The 22,221-nt window shown below is 39.9% G+C and carries 21 protein-coding genes and 1 riboswitch; of the genes, 9 read left to right on the top strand and 12 right to left on the bottom strand.

The features are described 5' to 3' along the window. Window positions 1–14: 14 nt before the first annotated feature. The 3 genes from P0092_RS08255 (at window position 15) to P0092_RS08245 (ending at window position 1,643) form a co-directional block, all read left to right on the top strand. Window positions 15–338 (top strand): antibiotic biosynthesis monooxygenase, encoded by a 324-nt coding sequence (locus P0092_RS08255; RefSeq protein WP_004621850.1) that lies wholly within the window; start codon window positions 15–17, stop codon window positions 336–338. A gap of 75 nt (window positions 339–413) precedes the next feature. After that, window positions 414–920 carry a GNAT family N-acetyltransferase gene (locus tag P0092_RS08250; RefSeq protein WP_004621848.1) on the top strand — a complete coding sequence of 169 codons (507 nt, stop codon included), beginning with the start codon at window positions 414–416 and terminating at the stop codon, window positions 918–920. Between the two features lie 63 nt (window positions 921–983). Further along, window positions 984–1,643, top strand: coding sequence for a suppressor of fused domain protein (locus P0092_RS08245; RefSeq protein ID WP_004621847.1), 660 nt, complete (start codon window positions 984–986; stop codon window positions 1,641–1,643). Window positions 1,644–1,982: 339 nt separating this feature from the next. Here P0092_RS08245 and P0092_RS08240 read toward each other — a convergent pair whose 3' ends face one another. The 5 genes from P0092_RS08240 to P0092_RS08220 all read right to left on the bottom strand — a co-directional run bounded on the left by P0092_RS08240 (window position 1,983) and on the right by P0092_RS08220 (window position 11,479). Next, on the bottom strand, window positions 1,983–7,388 hold the full coding sequence (locus P0092_RS08240; protein WP_081580292.1) for a PKD domain-containing protein: 5,406 nt from the start codon (window positions 7,386–7,388) through the stop codon (window positions 1,983–1,985). Between the two features lie 160 nt (window positions 7,389–7,548). Then, window positions 7,549–8,691 (bottom strand): stalk domain-containing protein, encoded by a 1,143-nt coding sequence (locus tag P0092_RS08235; protein ID WP_004621840.1) that lies wholly within the window; start codon window positions 8,689–8,691, stop codon window positions 7,549–7,551. Window positions 8,692–8,761: 70 nt separating this feature from the next. Then, window positions 8,762–8,845: riboswitch (cyclic di-GMP riboswitch) on the bottom strand. Window positions 8,846–9,437: 592 nt separating this feature from the next. Next, window positions 9,438–10,472, bottom strand: a complete 1,035-nt coding sequence (locus P0092_RS08230) for a hypothetical protein (RefSeq protein WP_004621834.1) — start codon at window positions 10,470–10,472, stop codon at window positions 9,438–9,440. 107 nt (window positions 10,473–10,579) lie between these two features. Then, window positions 10,580–11,107, bottom strand: a complete 528-nt coding sequence (locus tag P0092_RS08225; protein WP_276187156.1) for a hypothetical protein — start codon at window positions 11,105–11,107, stop codon at window positions 10,580–10,582. A 111-nt stretch (window positions 11,108–11,218) separates the two neighbouring features. Next, window positions 11,219–11,479 carry a hypothetical protein gene (locus tag P0092_RS08220; RefSeq protein WP_004621830.1) on the bottom strand — a complete coding sequence of 87 codons (261 nt, stop codon included), beginning with the start codon at window positions 11,477–11,479 and terminating at the stop codon, window positions 11,219–11,221. 165 nt (window positions 11,480–11,644) lie between these two features. On the opposite strand from P0092_RS08220, the gene P0092_RS08215 reads away from it, so the two are divergent. After that, a complete protein-coding gene (locus tag P0092_RS08215) occupies window positions 11,645–11,860 on the top strand; it encodes a hypothetical protein (protein ID WP_004621829.1) in 216 nt (71 codons plus the stop codon). Between the two features lie 564 nt (window positions 11,861–12,424). On the opposite strand, the gene P0092_RS08210 is transcribed toward P0092_RS08215, so the two are convergent. Together P0092_RS08210 and P0092_RS08205 are read right to left on the bottom strand one after the other, a co-directional pair. Next, a complete protein-coding gene (locus P0092_RS08210) occupies window positions 12,425–12,634 on the bottom strand; it encodes a helix-turn-helix domain-containing protein (protein ID WP_004621826.1) in 210 nt (69 codons plus the stop codon). A gap of 1,074 nt (window positions 12,635–13,708) precedes the next feature. After that, window positions 13,709–15,502, bottom strand: coding sequence for a helix-turn-helix domain-containing protein (locus P0092_RS08205; protein WP_004621825.1), 1,794 nt, complete (start codon window positions 15,500–15,502; stop codon window positions 13,709–13,711). A 482-nt stretch (window positions 15,503–15,984) separates the two neighbouring features. Between P0092_RS08205 and P0092_RS08200 the strand changes: the two genes are divergently transcribed. The 5 genes from P0092_RS08200 (at window position 15,985) to P0092_RS08180 (ending at window position 19,294) form a co-directional block, all read left to right on the top strand. After that, window positions 15,985–16,671: an ATP-binding protein gene (locus P0092_RS08200; protein ID WP_004621823.1), complete on the top strand. Its 687-nt coding sequence runs from the start codon at window positions 15,985–15,987 to the stop codon at window positions 16,669–16,671. A 49-nt stretch (window positions 16,672–16,720) separates the two neighbouring features. Further along, window positions 16,721–17,131, top strand: a complete 411-nt coding sequence (locus P0092_RS08195; protein WP_004621821.1) for a hypothetical protein — start codon at window positions 16,721–16,723, stop codon at window positions 17,129–17,131. 4 nt (window positions 17,132–17,135) lie between these two features. Continuing rightward, a complete protein-coding gene (locus P0092_RS08190; protein ID WP_004621819.1) occupies window positions 17,136–17,471 on the top strand; it encodes a hypothetical protein in 336 nt (111 codons plus the stop codon). Window positions 17,472–18,000: 529 nt separating this feature from the next. Next, window positions 18,001–18,708, top strand: coding sequence for a hypothetical protein (locus P0092_RS08185; protein ID WP_004621816.1), 708 nt, complete (start codon window positions 18,001–18,003; stop codon window positions 18,706–18,708). Window positions 18,709–18,805: 97 nt separating this feature from the next. Then, window positions 18,806–19,294 carry a hypothetical protein gene (locus tag P0092_RS08180; RefSeq protein ID WP_004621814.1) on the top strand — a complete coding sequence of 163 codons (489 nt, stop codon included), beginning with the start codon at window positions 18,806–18,808 and terminating at the stop codon, window positions 19,292–19,294. Window positions 19,295–20,273: 979 nt separating this feature from the next. Here P0092_RS08180 and P0092_RS08175 read toward each other — a convergent pair. The 5 genes from P0092_RS08175 to P0092_RS08155 all read right to left on the bottom strand — a co-directional run bounded on the left by P0092_RS08175 (window position 20,274) and on the right by P0092_RS08155 (window position 22,212). Then, the gene (locus P0092_RS08175) at window positions 20,274–20,459 is read right to left on the bottom strand and encodes a hypothetical protein (RefSeq protein WP_040759354.1); all 186 of its coding nucleotides are present in this window, start codon (window positions 20,457–20,459) and stop codon (window positions 20,274–20,276) included. Window positions 20,460–20,528: 69 nt separating this feature from the next. Next, the gene (locus P0092_RS08170; RefSeq protein WP_004621807.1) at window positions 20,529–20,759 is read right to left on the bottom strand and encodes a hypothetical protein; all 231 of its coding nucleotides are present in this window, start codon (window positions 20,757–20,759) and stop codon (window positions 20,529–20,531) included. A gap of 37 nt (window positions 20,760–20,796) precedes the next feature. After that, window positions 20,797–20,919 carry a hypothetical protein gene (locus P0092_RS08165; protein ID WP_276187153.1) on the bottom strand — a complete coding sequence of 41 codons (123 nt, stop codon included), beginning with the start codon at window positions 20,917–20,919 and terminating at the stop codon, window positions 20,797–20,799. 102 nt (window positions 20,920–21,021) lie between these two features. Beyond that, the gene (locus P0092_RS08160; RefSeq protein ID WP_004621806.1) at window positions 21,022–21,417 is read right to left on the bottom strand and encodes a hypothetical protein; all 396 of its coding nucleotides are present in this window, start codon (window positions 21,415–21,417) and stop codon (window positions 21,022–21,024) included. Between the two features lie 15 nt (window positions 21,418–21,432). Further along, window positions 21,433–22,212 carry a GIY-YIG nuclease family protein gene (locus P0092_RS08155; RefSeq protein WP_004621804.1) on the bottom strand — a complete coding sequence of 260 codons (780 nt, stop codon included), beginning with the start codon at window positions 22,210–22,212 and terminating at the stop codon, window positions 21,433–21,435. Window positions 22,213–22,221 lie beyond the last annotated feature (9 nt).

Below are 22,221 nucleotides of genomic sequence, written 5' to 3'. Positions count from 1 at the left end.
GAAGGAAGTCGCAAATGATAGTACGTTCATGGCATGGAATCGTACCGATCAAAAAGGCAGAAGCCTTTCGGGAATACCTACTTGTTACAGGTGTTGCAGAGGCGAAGGCAACCCCTGGGAACCTTGCCGCATACATACATAGTCAGACTCAAAGTGAATATGAACATTTTTTCATGGTATCGTATTGGCAAGACATGGAATCCATAAAAGCTTTCGCAGGAGATAAACCACAAATAGCAGTAACATACCCAGAAGACTCGAAATTCGGGTTGGTTTCCGATCCAATTGTACTCCAGCATGAGATTCAGAGCATTCCGAATGGATTTCCCTGTCCATAATTTTGTATATCGGTACAATACACTTGTTTTAAAGTGCAAACTAAAGATTACTTTATAAAAAACGGGGTTAATATTATGGTTAAGCAAGCTGATGAATATGATATACCAATCATTGAAGAAATATTATTGGATGCAGTAAACTGGATGTCTAAAAGTGGACTGCAAAACCAATGGAATGAGTCAAATGTGAAGTGGTCTAATTTATCAAAGTTCTACAAAATAAATAACTTTTTTATTGCATATCAAAATGGATTACCAACTGCTTGTATGGCTTTAACAGATTATGACCCAACTTATTGGCCTAACATTCCAAAAGGCGAATCTTTATATTTGCATAAGGTTGCTGTTAAACGTGCATTTGCTGGAAAAGGATTTTCAAAAGAATTAATCAATTTTGCAAAAAAATTAGCCCGTAGTTATAGTATTAATGCAATTCGCCTTAATTGTAATCAGCATCGGAATAAATTAAGGGCAGTATATGAAAATGAAGGGTTTATATGTGTGGAAGAGAAGACTTTTTTTGAAAAGCATGATACTGCTTTATATGTCTGCAATGTTAAGGACACTAACCCCTTATTATAAACATGTCATGTATCAGTTTTTTATGATGAAGAAATTATCAACAATTTCTGGAGGCAGTATTATATGACTTTAGAAGAATATAAAAAGCGTGCATCTGAACAGGAAGATTGGGCACCAGGTTGGGAAGCCATTGATGAAGTATTTGATAAGCTTTATCCAAATCAGAAACCTGCACATTATGGAACAGATTTACATAAACGTTCCATTTTCGGCGGGGACGAATATCTGGATGGTTATAGTATTTACCAATCTCCAAATGGTTACAAGCATCTATTGACATACGGAATGACGGAACTTTACACAGATGAAGAATCTTTTGGTGGTGAATGGAGCCGTTGGGGGTATGAAATGACTATAAAATTGAAAGAAGACTCAAATGAGGACTGTATGTGGGCAATAAATATGCTATCTAATCTTGCTCGCTATACCTATACAAAGAAAAGATTTTTTGAACCAATGCAATTTGTTGCAGGAAATGGTACGTCTCTTCATATCGGTGTGGAATCTGCTATTACAGCTTTATTTATAGTAAATGATACTGAATCCGAAGGAATTGATACTGTTCACGGTAGAGTGGAATTCATGCAATTGGTTGGAATTACACAGCGAGAACTGGAAGTGCTGAAAGAGGATCACGCTCAAGCAGGGGTTCTTGTTGAAAATATGAAGAAAGAGAATCCGTATTTGGTTACAGATATGAAACGGGAAAAATCTTATTTATAAGCAAAAATCACAAAAAAATTATCGTTGATTTTCATTTGACTATGAAGGCTGGAGGTATTTGTATGCTGGAAAATGGGAGTGAAGTTTGCAGTTGCAAAAAGATAAAGTGCATAAGGCATGGTCGCTGCCAAGAATGCATTGCGTACCATAATGGGAAAAATTCTCTCCCCCGCTGCAAACGAAAAGAAGCAAATATCTGGGTATGGCTTTTTAGAAGATAGAAGAGTCACTCTTTAGAAAGGTTGGCAATAAACCTTTTGATTTTGAAAGTATAAAAAAGGGATAAGGATTTAAGTCCAAGGTCTCCCTTATCCTTTTATCCCTACCCCTTTTCCTGCATTAATTCGTCAGGTTAATGCTACTGTCTTGTTTGGATGATCCAACGATTACCCCGAACTGGTTTCCAAGAGCGGAATCAACCAGAGTTTTCGTTGTACCGTCCAGCTTCGTTTTTGTCAGTTCGATCTTCATGTCCAGAACTGTTCCGACAGGCAAATCCTTATCCACCCAGAAGGTGAATGTCGATACCGAGTTCTTTCTGGTCGTTGCTACATTGATCTGTTGCGTTGAACCAGAATCCGTGTAGACCGTCAGTCTCTGACCGTTTGCGAACATCTTGATGGCCGCCGTATCTCCGCCGTTCGTATTAAGAACAAAGGTCATTTTGTAACCTGCCTTAATACTGGTTGGAAGAGCCACAGGATAAGTGATTGGAACCACTGTCCCTGCGGGACCATTGACGATATTTGTCATCTTGAGGCCCGTGATTCTCAATGCATCCTCTACCACAAGGGTTTGAGTTGCCACGTCGGACCAAAGAGCTGGTGATAAACCGTTCGGGGACGTATCCTTTACCTTGAGGGTGATGGTGTACGTTCCGACACCGTCCGCATTTGCTCCCCATCCTGTTGTCTCGAAGACTGTCGGAGGAGTTACATTATCGAACTGGTAGGTCTGACCTGTCTCGTTGCATTTTACTGTCCACGTCCTGTTGGTAATTGCTTTGCCTTCAGGGTCATAGGATGTGTCGTTGTAAACGACAGGTTCATCTGCAGGAGCAGGGTTCGGAGTCACGGTGAACTGTGCAATCGGCTTCTTGTTGCCTTCGATCAGAGTGAGCTGACGCTCTGTCCAATCGGAATACAATGCATCCTGTTGCGGAAGAACTGGCTGGTCTTTGACTCTCAACTGAATCTGGAGGACACCTGTATGGTAGCCTGTGAAATTCGTCGGAGGCGTAGAACCATTGGTCCAGGTTGCATCCGTCGTGTACTTCCAACGCCATTCACGAAGAACGAGCGGATCGCCGTCAGGGTCACTGGATGTGTCCGTATAGGTCACGTTATAATCCAGCGGAACAGGGTTCGGGCTGACAGAGAATGCTGCAACTGGCTTCTGGTTAGCCGCTACAACCAAGAGAGTCTGGCTGTAAGGTTCTGACCACATCGGAAGACCGCTTCCTGCTTTCGGAGTATCATAAACCTTGAGGGTGATTTTGTAATCTCCAATGCCCCAGGAAGTAAAGTTAGCTGTCGTAGGAGCAACTGTAGACGAATAAATCGTCAGGTTGTTCTTTTCAACCACCCAGCTTCTTGTGGCGATGGCATCACCGTTCGGGTCGTAAGAGTTATCCGTAAATGTCACGGCTTTTCCAAGTGGCAGCGGATTTGGCGAAACTTCAAACAAAGCGATAGGTGCGATGTTCAGGTTCTTTGTGGTAACGTACTGAACTTCTGGATCACTCCATGCACCCACGCCTTCTGGTCCGTCTATGTCTCTAACACGCAGCTGAACAATATAGTTATTGTTCGGTGGAAGGGATGAAGGAGGAGGTCCATATGTCCAAGAAGAATCATTGGTATTCTTCCATTTCCATTCCTTCGTCATAATTCCCTTGCCCGCATCGTATTGATGGTCAAGGTCATAGGACGATTCCGTGTAAGAAACATCAAACTGTCCAGTTGAAGCGTTCGGGACTGCCGATATAGTGAATTTGGCAATAGGCTTACGGTGTACATAGATAGTCATACCGTTGAGCGGCATACCTGACCATAATCTGTACTCATCGAAGCGATTGTCTGTTCCGACAGGGTTATCTCTGATTTGGAACTGTGCGACGAACGCACCGACCTTGTCAAACGTCGTTACTGGCGTAGCCAGGTAGGTGTTGTTATAGGCCGCTACTCCAAGGCCATTTTGGAAATAGTCCGCATCGTGCTGATAAATCCAGCGTCTTGCGTATTCAGGGTCGTTTTCATAGTCGTTAGTATATAACGAATACTCAACTTCCTCACCCAGCAACACATACTTGATATTGTTCTTGGCTGCCGCCAATACTTTATTCAAAATATATGTGCCGAGGTTATCCATTGCCGTGTTCATGTTCGTATTGTCATAGAAGACACCGTTTCCAGAATTTTTGGCGATGAATGTCTGAACTTGTGACTGGTTGGCCGAGGTTCCAAGAACGTCGAAGTCAAGGCTGTCAGATGCCATCTTTGTCAGAAGCACTGCTACCTTATCAGGATCATTTAACTCCCCAAGCTGAACATCATTGATGTTTACCAGGAAGTGGCTTGCTCCATCTCTCCAACTTGGCTCTTTCAGAACTTCATCAAGAGTTTTACCCTTTGTGACATGCATACTAATACCAGACAATGAGAACTGACCTATCTGATCACACCCATGGCTATAGTGGTCAGAACAAAAACCGAAGCCCCAACCATAGTGTGTCGGAAGATCGATTGTTTTAATTACTGAACCATTGCTGTACTTGACCGTCATTTGGGTCTTGGTTGTTTCGATGATATACGAACCAGAGCTACCCATTGGAATCGTTCCAACAAGAGTTTTCTGACCAGTGTAGTTGCCGCCATAGATTTCCTCATATGCACTGTTTGACCAGTTTGTGATTCTGTAAAGTTCGGCAGTACCACTTCGTGGGAACATAAGAGCATAACCGTTCATATTACCGACGGTATCGAGATTTGTGTTCAAAAGAACACCTGCGGCATCGAAACTATCTCCGTAGTTCAGACTGTAGGAGAAGCTCAACACCTGTTTGTTTGTGTTGGGGTCCTGGCTGTTGGTGTAGATGCTGTTGTAACCAGCGTTACTGGTGTTACCATTCATATAGACGGTAGAGCCGCCATTCTGGAAGGAGATAGACCCGATTCCGCTGTGGACGTTGTTAATCCACGAGAAAGAGTTTTGTACGTCCATTCCAGCAGTTTCAATGGTAGAGATTTTCACGTCAATGTTATTAGCCGCAAGTTTACTTGTGACATAGCTCGCAATCTTGCTGCTCAAATCCGCTACTTTTGAAGCATCTGCTTGACCAACGGTGAATACAATATCCACCTTTTTCTTTGCCGAAACATCGAAGTCAACAAACGGGTTAATGTTTGCTACATTTGACTTCTTGCTGTCAATTGGATTCAAAGAAGTATCGGCCCTTTGTCTATCAGCAGCCGTAACAAAAGCTGCGATAGTCGGCTCTGCAAATTCTTCAACAACTTCAAGTTCAACCAGATAGTTACCTACCTTCGTAACCTGGAGGGAAAGGCTCGATTTGTTTTCAGAGTCAATAGTGACCCAGGTTTCGTCACCGAAGCTGCCATCATTGTTGCTGTCGAACTTGTACTTCCAGATTCTCTGAACAATCGAGTCACCATCTGTCGAATAAGACATGTCTGTCAGAGGAATAGTTGCGATATTGCCGTTATTTGGATCTCTGTTCACAATAGATGTGATAAAGAAATTGGCAACAGGCTTTTCATCCTTACCGATGGTAATCTGCTTTTCCACCCATTCGGAACAATGTTTTTCGTTCCAAACTCTCAACTTGATGTTGTAGACACCAGGCTGCTTAAACAAAATATCACGTTTGTTAAGGGCGGTGGTTGTATCAATCTTGATGTCGGAGGCTGTCACACCTGCTGTAAGAGGAGTGATAACCCATTCTGTCTTGGAGACATCAATCGGATACCTGCTCGGAGAGTTACTGAAAGTTGAATCCAACGTCACTTTACGATTCTGCTTGTAGGTCCCCAGTGCGTCGAACGCTGCATTCGGAATAGCAGGTTCAACAGTGATCGTTTTTGTTTCTGATGCAGATAACCCCCATTTATCTTCGACAGTCAGCGTAATGGTATACGTACCTTCTGTATCGAAGTAAACGGTATTACTTGTTCCGTTGAGTGTTCCCACCAAACCTGTGTTTGGAGAAACGGTCCAAGTAGTCTTTTGAATGATTCCATCGGGATCGTAAGATCCGCTTGAAATCGTGAAGTCGTTACCCTGAACCACTTTGTCTGGGATATACATCTTTGCGACAGGTGGTTGGTTCGTAATGGTGATTTGCTTTGACGTTGTTCCCGTCAAGCCATCATTATCCGTTACAGTAAGAGTAACGGTAAAAGTGCCTGTCTGGTTGAACGTAATTGTACCACCATTAAGTCCAAGGGATTTTTGTGTTCCGCCGTTAGGGGAAACAGACCAGTCAGCAGATACGATTGTACCGTCAATGTCCGTAGACCAGTTTGACACCGAAACTGATGTCCCTTGACCAGCAGCAGATGTCATTCCGAAGCTGGCAATAGGTTCATATTTAGGTGCTGGTGGCGGTGGTGGCGGCGGCGTATATCCTTCACCAATGACTATGGTTCTTGTCATTGAGTCCGTTGCTCCCTTATTGTCCGTGACTTTCAGTGTAACATCATAAGAACCAGTTGAACTGAATTTCAGCGTTCCTCCGCTTCCACTGGTACTCAAACTGTTTGTCACGCCAGAAGTCGGAGAGACTGTCCAGGTACGGCTCGCAATTGTGCCATCGGAATCCGAGGAGGAATCTGTCACGTTAACTGTATCTCCAGTGTCAGCTGAAGATGCCATTGAAAATTTGGCGGACGGAGGGTTGTTACCACCAATTGGCGGTGTGGTTGGGGTTGTCACTGCTGTAACAGTGATCGAGTCTGTTTTTGTAGTCGTTCTCTGATAAGCATCAGTCAATTCCAGGGTCAACGTATGCGTACCTGCTGTCAGAGACTTGGTTACAACTTTGTTAAGGTTTACTCCCGAAGAGCCGCTGCTAACAGATGTACCGTCGATCTCAAAATTGTACGTAAGCGAAGAACCTGCAAACGCATTACCGATGATCGTAAACGACCCCGTAGCTCCTGCCTTTAAGGAATAAGGTTTATTTATATTCGCAAAAGGAGACTTTGTAGTGAGAACCTTGGCACTTTTCGTTTTACTATCCCAGCTCGGAACCGTAGCACCGCAAAGAGCAGCTACGTCACGAGTGTAGTAACGATTGAATCTTGTACCAATATCTCTCGGTCCCTTTACGGTAAATACCGACGATGAAATGCGGCTTTGTACATAGGAATATTCGCCGTTAAATGCGGAAACCCATGCGGATAGTTCGTTCGGGCCAATGGTGTTATATCCACCGCCCCCAGCAGGAGCGTCAATACACCACATGGTCCCTTTATTAACACCATCCACATACCAAGTCCAAAGGCCGTCTGTTTCACCGTCCTTGTCTTTCCAAAGAGGAGAGGTCAGAGTCCATCCTGCCCCACCATACTTCCAATAGTTTGAATCGGACTCTGAAATCGCATACACCTTTTCGGACGAAAACGGTATCGTAGAGTTCTCATTCGAGGTTATTGGAATTATAATGTTAAAGCAAAGACACAAAACCAGAACACTGCTTAAGATTTTATTCATTTTTTTCATCATGCCACCTCCTATTTTTTTAAAAATTTAAAAAGAATCCTGCACGGGCATTTCTTAATCCGTGCAAGATTCCTTTAAAAATAAAAAGCAGCATTAACCTGACACTACTATTGTATTATGTTCATTATCTGAAAATCAAGTTTTACTCATATTAGAAATAGTTTCATCTTTGTTCTGTCATTGTAATCTTTTGAGTGGAGCCTTCCCACTCAACCTTGTACCCCATGTTCTCACTCACAAACCTTAATGGGACGGCCGTTTTGCTGTTTATAGTCTGGGCTTCCTCAAGCATCTGGACGGCTTGTCCGTTGACATATGCTGTTTTGGAGCCTATTTTGAGTTTAATAGTCGTGTTGCCCTTGGTAATGACAACCTCCTTGGTTTCCCCAAGCCAATCCACCTTGGAACCAAAAGCTTCAGTAATGGCTCTGATAGGAACCAGTGTTGTTCCGTTCGGGGCAACGGGGGCCGCTTCAAGCGTCACAAGCTTGGTTTCAGAACCTTTTGTCACAGACATTGTCGGGTCATTCAGATGAAGAACAACCGTCGTTTTAGTAGAAACTTTGGCATTGGAGGCCATTTTAGCCTTGATGTCGCTGATATTGTCAAATGAAAGCTCATTTCCGAACCATGGTTTACCACCGCCACTGACTGCCAAGTATTCATCAGAAGTCTTTAAAATTTCGTTTTCTTGAATCGTAACCTTCATTTTTAATAAATCATACTTTTCAGCCGCCTGCTCTTTTGTAAGTTTTTCTTTAAGAATACCTAAAGCAAGACCATTGTTGCTTTTATCTTCAAGATAAGAAATCATAACGTCTTCGCTCTTAAAAACATCTTTGTGATACGGATCATAAAACATCTTGAATTTTTCAATAAATTTATCTTTATATTCTGTCTCTTGCCAAGGAATCCAATTGATAGCTATCAACTCAAATCCATACGGATATTTTGATTCACTTCCAGTCATAAGAGATCCCAATTCATTTTGAAGAGAACCTGCGTCACTTCCAAACGCAAATTCATCTGGTGTCATATCCAATTGACTATATGGGTTGGTTAAGTATGAAGCCCATAAATTTACGACACTTAATTCCGTTCCCGATCTCGTCAAGACAACACAATTATTATATACTTTACCGTCAATTGTCACCTTGGTAAAATCATCATTGAATGCCCAGTTAGTGTACTTGGCAGTCGGCGTATCTTCACTTGCAGCACTTACATTAGTTGCATTTGCTGCGGTAAACACCACCGCACAAACCATGATTAAAGCAAGAATCCCTCTCATAATCTTCTTTTTCATTTATACCACTCTCCTTTGTTTTTCTGTAAAATAAAAACCGCAGCAACGAGTGCCACGGTTTATTAGCCTTTTTGGCAACCCGACCATCCTGGCATTACGCTTTAGACTCGTAGCTTTGCGTCCTTGCTTTTCAGCAAGTTTGCCCTTAACATTATCTTTTTTCCTTTGTCCCATACCGCAAATGTCCCTTAATGTACATTATTTTACAATAATTCTACTCTAATTGCAAACTTTATTCGTTTGCAATTAGCATATTCAACTTGAAAGCACACCATAATCGGGACATTGGGATATTAAAACGGCTGTTGGACAAATAGCAATAATCGGAAGCTGGTTAGCCTCCGATTTACATAAATTAGAAAGAAAAAGAAGGTTGGTTAAACCTTCTCACTCTTGTATTTCAATTGCAGTTTTAAACCCAAATATTCTAACATCCCCTTGAACCAACCATTGGTGGCTTGATACCGCCAAAGATCCCCATCTAAAGATTTCTGCGGTTTTGCTGATGTAAAACTCCTGTAGCAATGGACAATTCCACCAACGGTAACGCAAACCGCTAATACTGGGCAAATAATAAAAGTAACGTTCAACAACATTTCAATTCACTCCTTCGTCTTCGCTTATTTTCATAAGAGATACGGAACAAGGATTAAAGGGTATTGAAACATTTTTCTCTTTCCCCTTAATCCTTTAACCATTTTCTCTGATATGTAACAACCCCAACGATTCCGTTGAGGTTTATTTCATTACTCTACCAGTTCATCAACTGGAACTACGGTTGCTTGACTGTTCGGAATTTCAACTGACTTACCAAGGTCGTTATAGCCGATAGTGAACGTATAAATCTTTGTTCTGGAAAGGTCGTATTCGTCATATTCTCCATCTTTTACAGCGACTTTATAAGAATGACCTTCTGAATCCGTGCGGAGTTCGTAGTGGCCATATTCCCATCTGCACCATGCTTTTGCAGTAGCTCTGTACGGGCCAGTCTTCGTGAATGTCTGCTTAAGGAAGCATGTCGGAGTCTGTGCTGTAATATCGGCAATGCTTGCATCCTTGGTTTGATGAAGGTTCCAATCCCAGTATTTAACGTACATGACATGATGCCATTCACCAGAGATGTCAATTGGTTCCTGATAAGTCGCAGCTGCTTCACGAGCCTCAATTTCTTCTGGAGTCATAACGGTTGTGACATCAGGTTCTCCAGGAGTAAGACCGAACAAAAGAATGGATATACCATCGATTACTTTTCCAAGGGTTCCCTCTTTAGCTGGAGTGCCTTTTGTTCCAGGTTTCCCTTTAATAATCGTCAAGTCAACATATGAACCTCTGGACTTGAGCTGACCCCAATTTAACGAGAATCCATCAGTAATTTCGCCTTCCAGTTTGATTACCTGGTCGTCCGTTCCTGGTGTATCAGGAGTTGCTGGTGTGTCAGGAGTACTTGGAATATATATATCTGGAGTCTGTTCAATGGTGGTCGTTGGTATATATGTCGGAGTTTCGTTTGTCGATTCTTTGGCTGGAGTCGTTGTTTTACTGCCGCTTGAATCTGTTGATGGCGTTGAACTTCCCGATGGCTTTGGCTGCGGTTTGACTTTAGTTGTTCCATCAAGAGTTACTGTTGCATGATCGGAGCCTCCCTGTCCAGAAATGCCACTATCACTTGTCAGTGCTTGTGTGCCAGTAGCTGTATACTCACCATTAAAAGCAAATACAGCCTGTACGTTTATGCTCAATACCAATGCACAAATCATTAAAATAGATACAATTTTTTTCATGGCAATCACCTCCTTATGTTCACTCTATAAAATCATTTCATGGGATTTCAAGTTTTATGTACAAAAAAATAGCCAGCATTGCTGACTATCTTTTCATTAGGCACAAACTACTTGATTTCATGTGGATTTGCTGCTGTGACAGAATGGATTTTCCACACATCATTTTGCTTGAGCCACTTGAAAGTGTAATCGTATCCGAACACCACATCTTTACCAATCTTTAACGAAGAAAGGTGTGCGGCAGATGCACTTGTGACCTTCAGCTTGCCAACAACGGTGATATCACACTTGGTAAAGTCTTTGTTAAAAGCCATTTTTAATCCATCAAGACCCACATAGCTATTTTCGAGTTGATTGTCCTTGTAAACCTTTATAGTTGCGGCTATGTCACCTTGTTTGTTTGCGATATCAATTATTCCTTGAGTATAATATCCATATTCTTCTGAACCGTTTATGGTCTTGTAGCTTCTGTTATTCAGAGCCTTCACGAATCCTTCCACTGTCTCTTTCATCTTAACCACTTCCGAATTATCAACAGTGAGGAACTTTGTAACAGTACCCTGTTCATCAACAACAGTAAAGTCAGTCTGGTTTTTAGAAACACCAGGTTCAGTTCCACAGCCTCCCAACATCATAATTGTGATTATTAGAACGCATAGAAGCGAAATTATTTTGATAGCCTTTTTCATCTTGATCGACTCCTTTATTTATATGTAACAGGGGACTTCTGTCCCCCGTATACCCTTTTATTGCTTTAATACCGAACTCATAATCCTGCAATCCTCTTCAATCCCCTGCCCAGTCCCTGGGACAATGTAAAGGTATCCACCTGAAATCATGTGATTGACATAGCTACCACCTTCAACACCCGTCATCTTTTTATAAACCTTTTTTAGTTTTTGAGGGCCGTATGGACTCCTTTTACCTGCCATTACTTTGTAAATGTCAATGCCGATTTTGAGAGACACAAACCGCTCATCTTGTAATACTTCGCAACCTACCATCATCTTAAAAAACCCCTTCCCTTTATTGATGAATTGATTTTAGGGAAAGATTCATCGGCTTTTCAAGTTTTTATTTTTACTTTTGTGTTACCAAACATTATGGTATACTTATTGTATACTTAATTTTAGTGCATTTAGCATACAAGTGCAATATGGAGGATGATAATATTGAATAATAATATAGGCAATGTAATTGATACAAAGATGGTCTGGTGCAGGGACGGGTTTATGTACCAGCTGTGCAGGAAAAGGAAAGGTATTATAGACACTATTTCGCTTACATATCCAGTAAAAAGCGGCCTGAAGACGATAAGCCGCAGTATAATATCTCCTTTGGGCTGTCCACTTCAGATGTTTTTAGAGACCGTAATTCCAACGATTTGAGAGGATGAGTGATGTAGGATGCAACAACCATTATATATTGCAGTCACTAATGCTAAACCTATCAAGCATAAAAACGGATATACATACTTTTTGTCCGAGCAGCCCAAGGGCTTTAAGGCTACTCTGAAAAGGTTTTGGGCAATTTTTAGATCATATTTTCATTAACGATTTTATGTTAAAAGCCTGTTGAAAATGCTAAAAACCACGCTTCTGCTATTTGATGCGTGGTTTTCTATTTGAACGGCACTAAACCGACAGCATAAATTTATGTATTCAAGGAGCCATCGCTCATTGAAGTCAAATGCCTGCATCTTAAAAAATGTTACCCCAGGTGGCAGTTAATCCACCTGGAGCATGACGAAAGTAATTTTTATTATGAAAAACGGCTTTTAAGCCGTGGGAAACAATTTTATGTAAATTTCCGCAGCCATGCATTTCGCTGTTGCGGAAATTTAAAAATAAGAGGTTGCCATGTTTTGATATTATTGTATGATTCGTTGAGAAATCAAGATTTTTTTCAAGGACATCGCAAAGTTTTATTTTTACCACTTTGCTTCTTAACTCTTAAGCCAGGAAGTATTCCAGTTCCCTGTTTAGAGATTTGGCAATACGCCCCAGGGTCTGCACTCTCGGCACTGTTTTGCCTTTTTCAATCCGTTCCACAGTTTTAAGATGTATATCAGCTGCTTTAGCAAGCTCCGACATACTTAAACCGCAGCGGGCACGCTCAAGTCGGATTTTGTCTCCGTTATATTTTTCGCAACATTGCATCATAACATCGCCTCCAATCGTAATGTTCTATTCTTATGGTAACTAATTCTTATAGTAAAAGTCAATTTTTACTTATCACAATTCACATACCACACTCTCTTTTTAATAATTGCCAACTATCGACAGGGGGAGGTTATTTCATTTTGCTTATCAAAAGTGTAGAAATTGTGTCTTTAACAGCAGTCATAGTGTAGTTTTCAAGATTTTTGAAACAAAAACATCCCTGTCATTTATAGCATATGGAAACGGCAACGGATCAAAACACATGTATTTTTTTAGCCAGTAGGACGGGCTTTTCCGACATAAGAACAGCTATCGGTATAAAGGTTAATCCCTTATTTCGGTTCTCTGGATGAAGAGTAAAAAAATCGGCAAAGCAACAATTATTCGTAACGGAAGAATGCAGGCTTTGTTCCGTTTGGATTATTCACCGAAGGTACTTATCTTTGGCTCACTCCCATAATGTAACTCTATAGACTTCAACTGCTCCCTACATCAAGTTGTATGTAATTTCTGTTGCCCATTATATGCTCCGAGCAGTGAAGCCCCTCTCTCTCCCTCCTCTCCTGTATTTATTAATAGTGTCGGTAGCTGGCAATTATGAAATACAACGGCTGTATAGTAAGGCATTCAGCCTGCAAGATGGAGTCGGTAGTTGTCATTAGAGCATAGCCCGAAATATATAACCTATTTCCTTAATTGACACGTATCGACGTAGTAAAGAGACGATAATCCTTTTATGCTGGGAAAAGAACTGTACCATTTGTTTAATGGACAGCAACCGACATGGTAATAGGATATGCTCTCTTATATCGGAATACAAAGATTTACTGCTTCCGTTTTTTTAATTTGACTGGTACTGAAAAAGCCCCCCTTCTCCTTCTCTCCCTGTATTTATTAATAGTGTCGGTAGTTGGCATTTAGGGAAAACATCCCGCTAACCAAGCCAGTTTCAGGGCACAAAGGATAGTCGATAGCTGTCATTTAGGCCCAACAAGTGTACTATGCTGGGAATAATTGATACAGCGTATCCATATCTGCTATTTTTAAAAAGAAAAGGGGCTTCAAGCCCCAGTCCTAATAGATAAGTGAATAATAGCAGTAAGTTATCTTGCCGTAGCTTTCTGCTGTCTTTTTAATAAGTCCTTTTTTATGCAGAGAAGTGGTCATTTCGGAGATCGAATTCCGCTTTTTTGCAATATCCTTTCCCAAGCTCTTTTGGCTTAACCAGCATTCATTGCCTGTTGACTGGTTTATCTTCTGGCAGAGATATATATAGAGTTTCAATTCCCCATCAGTCAATAGCCCTTGTTTAAGCAGGTATTCCAATGTTGCTGTTTCAAAGGAAAGGAAACCTTTTGTTACATCGAAGAATTTATTTATGCAATACCTGTATTGTTCACCCTTTGGCCTGCAGCACCGTTTTTTATCTACCAAACTGTAGTCTGTAAGCTGCTGTAAATGCCTGTACAGAGTTCTGGCACTATACCCCGTTAACTCAACCAGGCGGTCAATTGTCCAGAGCTTTTCCCCAGTCATCTTTTCGTAGAGTTTTGCAGCAAGATATACCCTCACAGCCCCGTCTGACAATAGGTGGAACATATCAAAGAATTCATTGTTGAACAAAATTTTGTTGTCCCTCCGATACATTTTGAAATCAATATATCCAAACTCCTTGACCATTTGACTGTCATACTTGCCATTTCCCTTAAACTTACGCCTGTAAATCCTGGTGACATTGGCAATAATATATTCCTCGTCAAGCATTGGATTACACCTTGCCCCCCAGATGACAAGGGATTGGATTATCTTTGGGAGCGGTAATCCCAGCTTGTTTGCAAAAAACATAGTCAGGAATATAAGGGTTTTGTTTCTGAAGCCTTCCCTGGTGCCATAGAGCATTCTTTGTACTGCGTCAGGCAGCTCTTTGAACCGTATTATATTATATATGCTGGATAGTTCCTCAACCTGTTCCTCACTCAATTCCTGGAATACCCTTATTGGAGCTTCAATGGGTTCTGCTTCCTTTGCTACAGCGTCCTTTGTAGGTATGTTTTCCTGCTCTTTCTCTGGCATATTAACCTGTATGCTGAAATCGTTTTTTATGTCGGGAAGAGTATTAAGCCTGTCAAACACCTCCTCCACGGAATATCTTTTATCAGTAAACCTTACCAGCTTTGTGGGAATAGCCACAGGACTTTCTGCATCATGGTATTTATCCTCCTGGCAAAAGGCTTTGCAGTTGAATGAGAAAGGCATTCTCATAATTCGGGCGGGGTCCACTATGGTCTCGTCAATGGGAAATCCCTTTAATTTGAGAATATAATTAAACCTCTTGAGTAATTCAATGTCATACACTCGTTCATTGAGAAGCACGATATCCTGAAATCCGTGGCCACTGAAAACCGTCAGTGGTGCTATGCCGCAGTTCTCAAACATACCAACAACATCGCTATGCCGCTCCTCGGATATTTTGTCCAGATCGCAAATGGCAATAGAAGTAAAGCGGGCATTTTGATTGTTTATCTTCCCTTTGGCATATGGTTTGCCGTCCTTTCTGTAGGTTTCCTTGCTGTAATCATAAGCATATACGGAGTAATACAAGCACGCAGGAATTCCGTTTAGCCCTTTAAGAAACTCAATATGCCTTTCCAGTCCCCTTTGATCCAACCTCCAAAGATTTAATGACCTGATATATTTTATATCCTTTTGCCGTGGCAGTGGTCTCAATTCTACACATTCTTGTCTCATTATGTCGGTTTCGTTCAAGAACGGATGAATAATCCGCAGGAAATCCTGCTGTTTTCTCGCCTGTTCTTCAATTTGTCTGTCGTTAAATTGATATAATCCTTTTTCATTTTGTTCAATCATACGCTATCGACCCCCTATCTGTTTCATAACCAGGGGTTTCAACCTGATTATGTATCTTCTTTTTGTTATCAGGTGAACCACGATAGCAGATGCTAATTCTGAATTGACGTTATGAATATGTGTACTTTTACCATACATTTTAGAACATTAGTTCTACCAAAATCAAATTTTACTATTGAGATTTGAAATCATGTTGAGAAAAAATAATATGAATGATATACTATAACTATAGAAAAACAGAATAGTAGATATTTATTTGGAGCAATTTGCAGAATCAGGTGTGCAAATTGCTCCATTCGTTTTAAATGAGAAAATATCGAATTATTCCGTGTTATTCTGAATTTTCTTATAACCATATGGATTATAAGTAAGTGACAGATTTTTCTTTGAAAATAAGGGAGGTGAGATGACTGGAAATGAAAACAATTATTATCTATGCTGACAGCTCTTACAAAAATTATAATATTGGGAGGATGTAGACTATGAATAATAAGTGGTATCAAATTTGGGGAGAAGGTACACGTGCGATTATTGGTGTAGAAGGAATCGGAAAAACAATGACTGCCGAAATGTTTAAAAGTAAAGTATTGGATTTAGGTGGTACGACAGTACATTTGCATGGCAAACATGACAGTTATGAGGAAGTATTGGAAGAAGTCGTAAATAATCTAAACTTTAAAACATCAGACAATATTGCTGGTTTGGAGCAGGATTTTTTAAATACTTTAAAAGAGGCAGAAAAAGGTAGAATACATGTTGCCTTAATTATTGACGATTGCCATTTATATGAAGAAGAAGTAATACAACAGATCCACCAGTTCATAAGCACTGTTAAAATTGTTCAGAGCAATGTTTCGCTGGTTCTTTTGGGCAGAAATGAATTAAAGGAAAAGATAAAAAACATAGTAAATGAATCCAACATACGTATTTTGGAGCCTTTTGATCAAGAGGAAACCCAAAATTATACCCTGTTTAAAATGGCAGCTCAATGCTACCCGCAACATACAATTGATATTTTGGTTAAGCACATAGACCTCATACATTCTGCTTCTGGCGGGGTCCCTAAATACATTGATTCGATATGTGAAAAAATCCGAGGAATTATCGGACAGAATGAATTGAAGGATATCACAACAGAGGAGATTAAACAATATTTGGAACTGGATTGATACATTGAAATCAGCTACTGGAAAAATATTAAACGGGAGAAATCAGGATATGAAACTCAAATTCAATCTTGGGCCACAGCTTATTCATTTCAAATGTGATAAATTCATGCCGAAAGATTTTAAGATGCACTGTGGCGAACACGTCCAAGTACAGCAGTTTATGCTGCTTTTGACTTATAACCTCGGCCTACTAAATGTCTTATACCTTGAAGATTTGCTTCAACGAACCCCAACCCAAGAACAGATTGTGCGGTGGTCTTCTTTCACATCTGATTCAATTTGGATTGCGGAAGGCATTGTTTGCGGTAACTATAATAAGGCTGGTGATATTTTATTGATGCTAATGCATAGTTTCGGTCCCATTACCTTGGATGAGGATATTTCGTTAAATTTACTAAAGGAAGCAATGTTTTATTATTGTTTAAGCGGTGTAGGTTCAGCAGTCAAAAAGGAGAATTGATAATATGGATTATATCGAGTTTAAAAAAGTATTAAACGACTATTTAAAACAAGAGGCCCTATTATGCCTGGAAATGGAAAAGCTCATATTTAATTTAGCTGATTTTTCGGGTGACTTTAAAGTAAAGGTGCTTAATCTACAATCAAATTACTCCATCACAGATGCTGTAGACATATACGGTAAATTTTTATCAGGCGAAATGTATCTTTTATATAAATTTGTTCAATTCAAAAACGATTACAATACTCTTTCAGAAAAAGTGAGCCAATTTAAGAAGAAATATCCCAAACTCACTATTTTGTATTGTAAAGAAAAAGGATTTCAGAGTAAAGCAAAATAGAATACCTCGGTACCAATCTTCTGAAATCTATGGGGAGACACCTCTCGAAATCTTTATGCAGGCGTTTATAATCGGCAGAACAAATAAAAAATATAAATATTGAATTACATCAGTCGAGAGTCGAGGATATAAAGAACCAATCATTCCAAATAAGGGAATGGAAAATTCTATAGGTAAGACTTGATGCGAAGAGAATTTTAAAATAAATGTACCGCCTTCAATTCCTCGGCACAAGGGTTCATCATTAATAGGAATATTAGATTTCTGGTTCCTACCGTTCGATTTTGGCAGGAACGAGCCATAGTTCTTATGTGGGACTGTGATATGAAAAGGAAGCAGAAACTTCCTTTTTTGCTTCTCAACTTTTTCAGGACTTGGGCAATTTTCTTTTAAGAGCAGGGCGTAAAACCCACCGTGGAGCAGCCGCTCTGCTACGACCAATAACTGCTATCCCACTCACGAATAACACTTGCAACCTTAATAAAGTCATCGTATCATATTTATGTAACTTGCGTTAATGGAGGCAAAAATGAAAACAATAACGTTAAAAAAAGAGTATTGGATAGATTTCGTCGAGCTACTCGAAGAAGTCTACGAAAAAGACAATCCATATAAATACATACTTGCACAAATGATACGGGATGCAGTTAACGAAAAACCCTACGAGGATACAGCTGATGTCACATTGGATGACAACGATTGCCGAGATGCTGTAGAGATAGCTGCTGATATACAGGATTATTATTATGCAATATCTCCCAGGGCAGTACGTGTTGTGTCCGAATTAGGATTTAAGGTAAACAAACAAAAGATAAGTATGAGGAAAAAACATCTAAATGTCATTACTTTATATCTAAACAACGCAGAAACCAACATATTACAATCGATATGCAAGGATTGCATGATAAAATATGACGCAAAATCCTTTGCACACGAGGCTGCATCGACTATTGATTGTATCCTTGATACTGTCGATATTGGCGAGGATTGTGTAATCGATACTCATGTTTTGTATCTCGATCCTATAATATATGTAATAGATGATAAACTCAACAACAATAACACCCCACGCAAAAAACGCTTAATACTGGATCGGATACGGACAAGATTATCATCCATCAGCATCAGAAGAACAATAGTTGCAAGAGATGCAGTGACTTTGCAACATATGTCAGACGACGAGAAGATTAGGCTTGCAAAGACCGATATGGATGATTTTGAAGCACAAAAGCCATAAAATAATAAAGGATGAAGAATTATTGCATTCTTTAGTAAAACTTGCATCCTTAATGCAGTAGTTGTAGTATGTAATTACAAATAGCAAGGAGAATACAATGGGAGAAATAATTCAGTTTGGAGATATATCCAAGCGTAAATTAGCAGACAATAATGCTGTAGACGGTAATTTTATACAAGTTATGTTCTATACAAATGAACTTGATGTTGTACATCGAGTTTGTGAAAAATACAAACCAGTGAATGAAGAATACACTGTCAAATGGATTGCCTTTGGAGCTTTATCAGAAGCTATTGAGGATATTATTTCAGAAGAAACATCAGAATCATTTCTGGCAGCTCCAGAAGTGCCAATGTGTACACATATTCTTGAAATAGATGTTTATATCGATGCATTTACCAAGGAAATCGAAATAAGAAATTTATCGCCGAAGGAATTGTCCATACTTGAACGAATTAGAAAAAGGCTAAAAGAGTTTCGTGATTTATGCGAAAATAACCTTTCGTCATATGCCATGATGTCAGAATATGATCGCACAACTATCCTCGCAGACGACTGGATTAAATATAACGAAAAAAGTAGTTAGCCATTTTTTATGAGACCGCTCCCAGCGGTCTTTTTTCTTGCCTTTTTTAAAAAATATATCTCTTAAAAAATAGGCTCCTGGAAGAAGTACTGTTTATGAGAGATACAAAGCAAAACAATACACACAAAGGATGTGGGGGGACATGAACGAAAATGAAAAAGATATACAGACAACAGTTAATCAGCAGACGCAGAAGACGTACAACACAGACATGATGGCGGGACTGGCAGCTTCGGATGCCTGCACACATACACATTGGTAAATTTTAGTGGAATTCCGCTTAATCTAAACTAATTTGTCTTATGACAAATTACGAGAAAATAGTCTGTCGTATTCTGTCCTAATCCCAAGATTCTGAATACATATAACTAAAAAACGTATTGCGTTTTTAAAATCCCAACAGTCTTTAGCTGGGGCAATTCGCTCAAAACAGAAAACAGGAGATAAACGCAGTACCGACGAGCTATTGGTATACAAAACGATCCTAACTGCGTTTTTCTTGTTTTCTTTGCCTACCATTTCGGCCAGCTAAAGATTGCGAAGCAACCATCATGCCACAATCACAGATGCATTAAAAGAGGTCAAAAACGCACTTTCCTTCTCAAAACTGACCGCTTCTCCTGCTACAACAACGCCTAACAGTCCGTCGACTGGACTCATCGGTCATTTTTTCTATCTGCATCTCATCTGATATAACAGCAGATATTTGCCTATAATCGGTTCCAGAATCTTTTTCTGTCTTGGCTCTGTGTCCATACGACCGCATCATTCTGCCTGCCAACCCAGTATACGAGCGAATGATGTAATCATAGGGGAGGGTTCCGTCCATCCCCGTTTTTCCTCATTATCATTATTCTTTTTTCCATTCTATTTATGTCCAAACAAAAAAGGACGGAAAAAAAGGACATCTTGCGACATCCTTTCGTTCCATCTAAACTAACTAAATTTTATTATGACGAAGGAGTCCTTCGCACTTGTATTATACAAAAATCTTCATACATATTTCAAGCTTTTTTGAGGCGTTTCTGCTACCATCCGCTGTCTTACCCATAGAAACCGCAGGATTTTCCGTCCACACAGCTCCGCCCTGTTCCGTACTACTTTCTATTACTCCTTCACATAAAAAGTTCAGATTTTGTTTCTTGTTTTGGCAACATGAAAACATCAAAATCTTATATTACAGCCTTATCACTGCAAATAGTATCTGACATTTCCTTTTTAAAATCATGCTTAATCATGTAAAAGGCTTATTAATCAACTTTTCTATCGCATTACAGTATATTTCCCAACTTTTAGGATAGCTGTTATCGCCATATTTTTCAAATACAATCTCGGCAATCCTAACAGTTATAGACCACTGGGTTTCGTCACATATATCAACCTTTGGGCGGTAGTGTTTCTTCCAATTCAAAATTCTTATGATTTCTAACTCGCTTATAAATTCACTAATTTCCTGTTCGTCCAAGCTGATCTCCTGGAATTCCTGGTCTCGGTAGCCGTATTCAGAAGTGGGCTGTTCTGTCCTTGAGGTTTATTTGCACACAATATGATGGTCCTGAAAAGCCTCCGACGCTGCTCTCGACCTCAATAATATCATTATAATCACAAGTATTCTTTTTTACCATGTAACCCTCCAATAAATACATCGCAAAGCTGAATTCTCATTCCTTTACTCATCGATGAAACTTGGCATATATAAAGGTTTTAAAGCGATAAACATTCCCCCGTTAATCCCACAATATGTTTTCTACATAGTCCAGGGAAACACTCTTGCATTTAGGACACTCTATATTTCTGATAGTTTCAAGATTGTCAACAATCTCGAATTTACTTTTACACCTACGACAAAAATATGGAGCTTCAACGACCGATCCATCATTGCAAAACAATGTTAGGCTTCCCTTTTCAGCCAGAGTTCCGCATTTGGGGCATCTGTATAACGCCCTGCTGTATTCATGACTCTCAATTTTATTATCAGCAATTAATTCTTCTACCTGTAATCTTGCTTTCTTGTTTAATTCCTTTACAACCCCCAGAAGATACGGATAGTCCATTCCAATACCTAAAAGGAAACTTTTATTATATGAGCAGCTTTTACAGGTTACTGTTATTCCGATTCCCATAATTCCTCCAAATGGCTAACATCCAGCTTTAACAAACACAACATACTTCCCAAGATTAACAGTTCCGACTTGCCAACCTGCATCCAGCCAATAGTTAGCGTGAGAATGTCCGCCATTTCCCCACCAAGCTCTATGTTTATATGCCGAATTGGGTAATTCTCCCTCAACAATTTGCTCCAACTGATCATATGTCAGTTTATATTCATTACCGCTCAAGTTCAATAAATATTGCGTAAGCAGGCTATATTGGGGTGAGTTATTACTTCTGTTCCGCTCCACTGATTTTGTTTTTGCAGATGACTTTGGCAATTCTGTGTGCTTACGCTTATTTCCAGACTTGGAGTTCCAAGCGGGGTGAAGTCTGGAAATAATGTCGTCTTCCACAGCAAACATTTCAGAAGTCTCGTAGAAAAATAGCTTAATAACTTTGCCGTTCTTGATTTCCTGTAGAATGTTAGAGTTTATCTTACAGTTCGTCGACTGCCCGCCTATATAACAATTTCGGGGAGAAATATTACCGTAACCAGAATTGTACCTGACAAGTAAGTCCTCACATTCTCCAATATATACCATATTATCATCTATAAGGATCGCATAAACGCCTTGCCTTCCCAACCAACAATCAGGAATTTTAAACTTACAAAATGGTCCATTGCCGTATTTATGCAATTTAACACTATCCTTTTTTTCATATAAATCTTGAGGAAATAGTTCGCTAATAACCCCTCTACTATCAGTTTCTGGTAATATGTTGCAAACAAACTGGAATTTATGACCACCAATGTTTAACGTCATAGCAGCCAC

Origin of the sequence: Ruminiclostridium papyrosolvens DSM 2782, assembly GCF_029318685.1 — a bacterium.
In the GTDB taxonomy this organism is placed as follows: Bacteria; Bacillota; Clostridia; order Acetivibrionales; family DSM-1351; genus Ruminiclostridium; species Ruminiclostridium papyrosolvens.
This window is presented reverse-complemented; position numbering and strand designations above follow the sequence as displayed.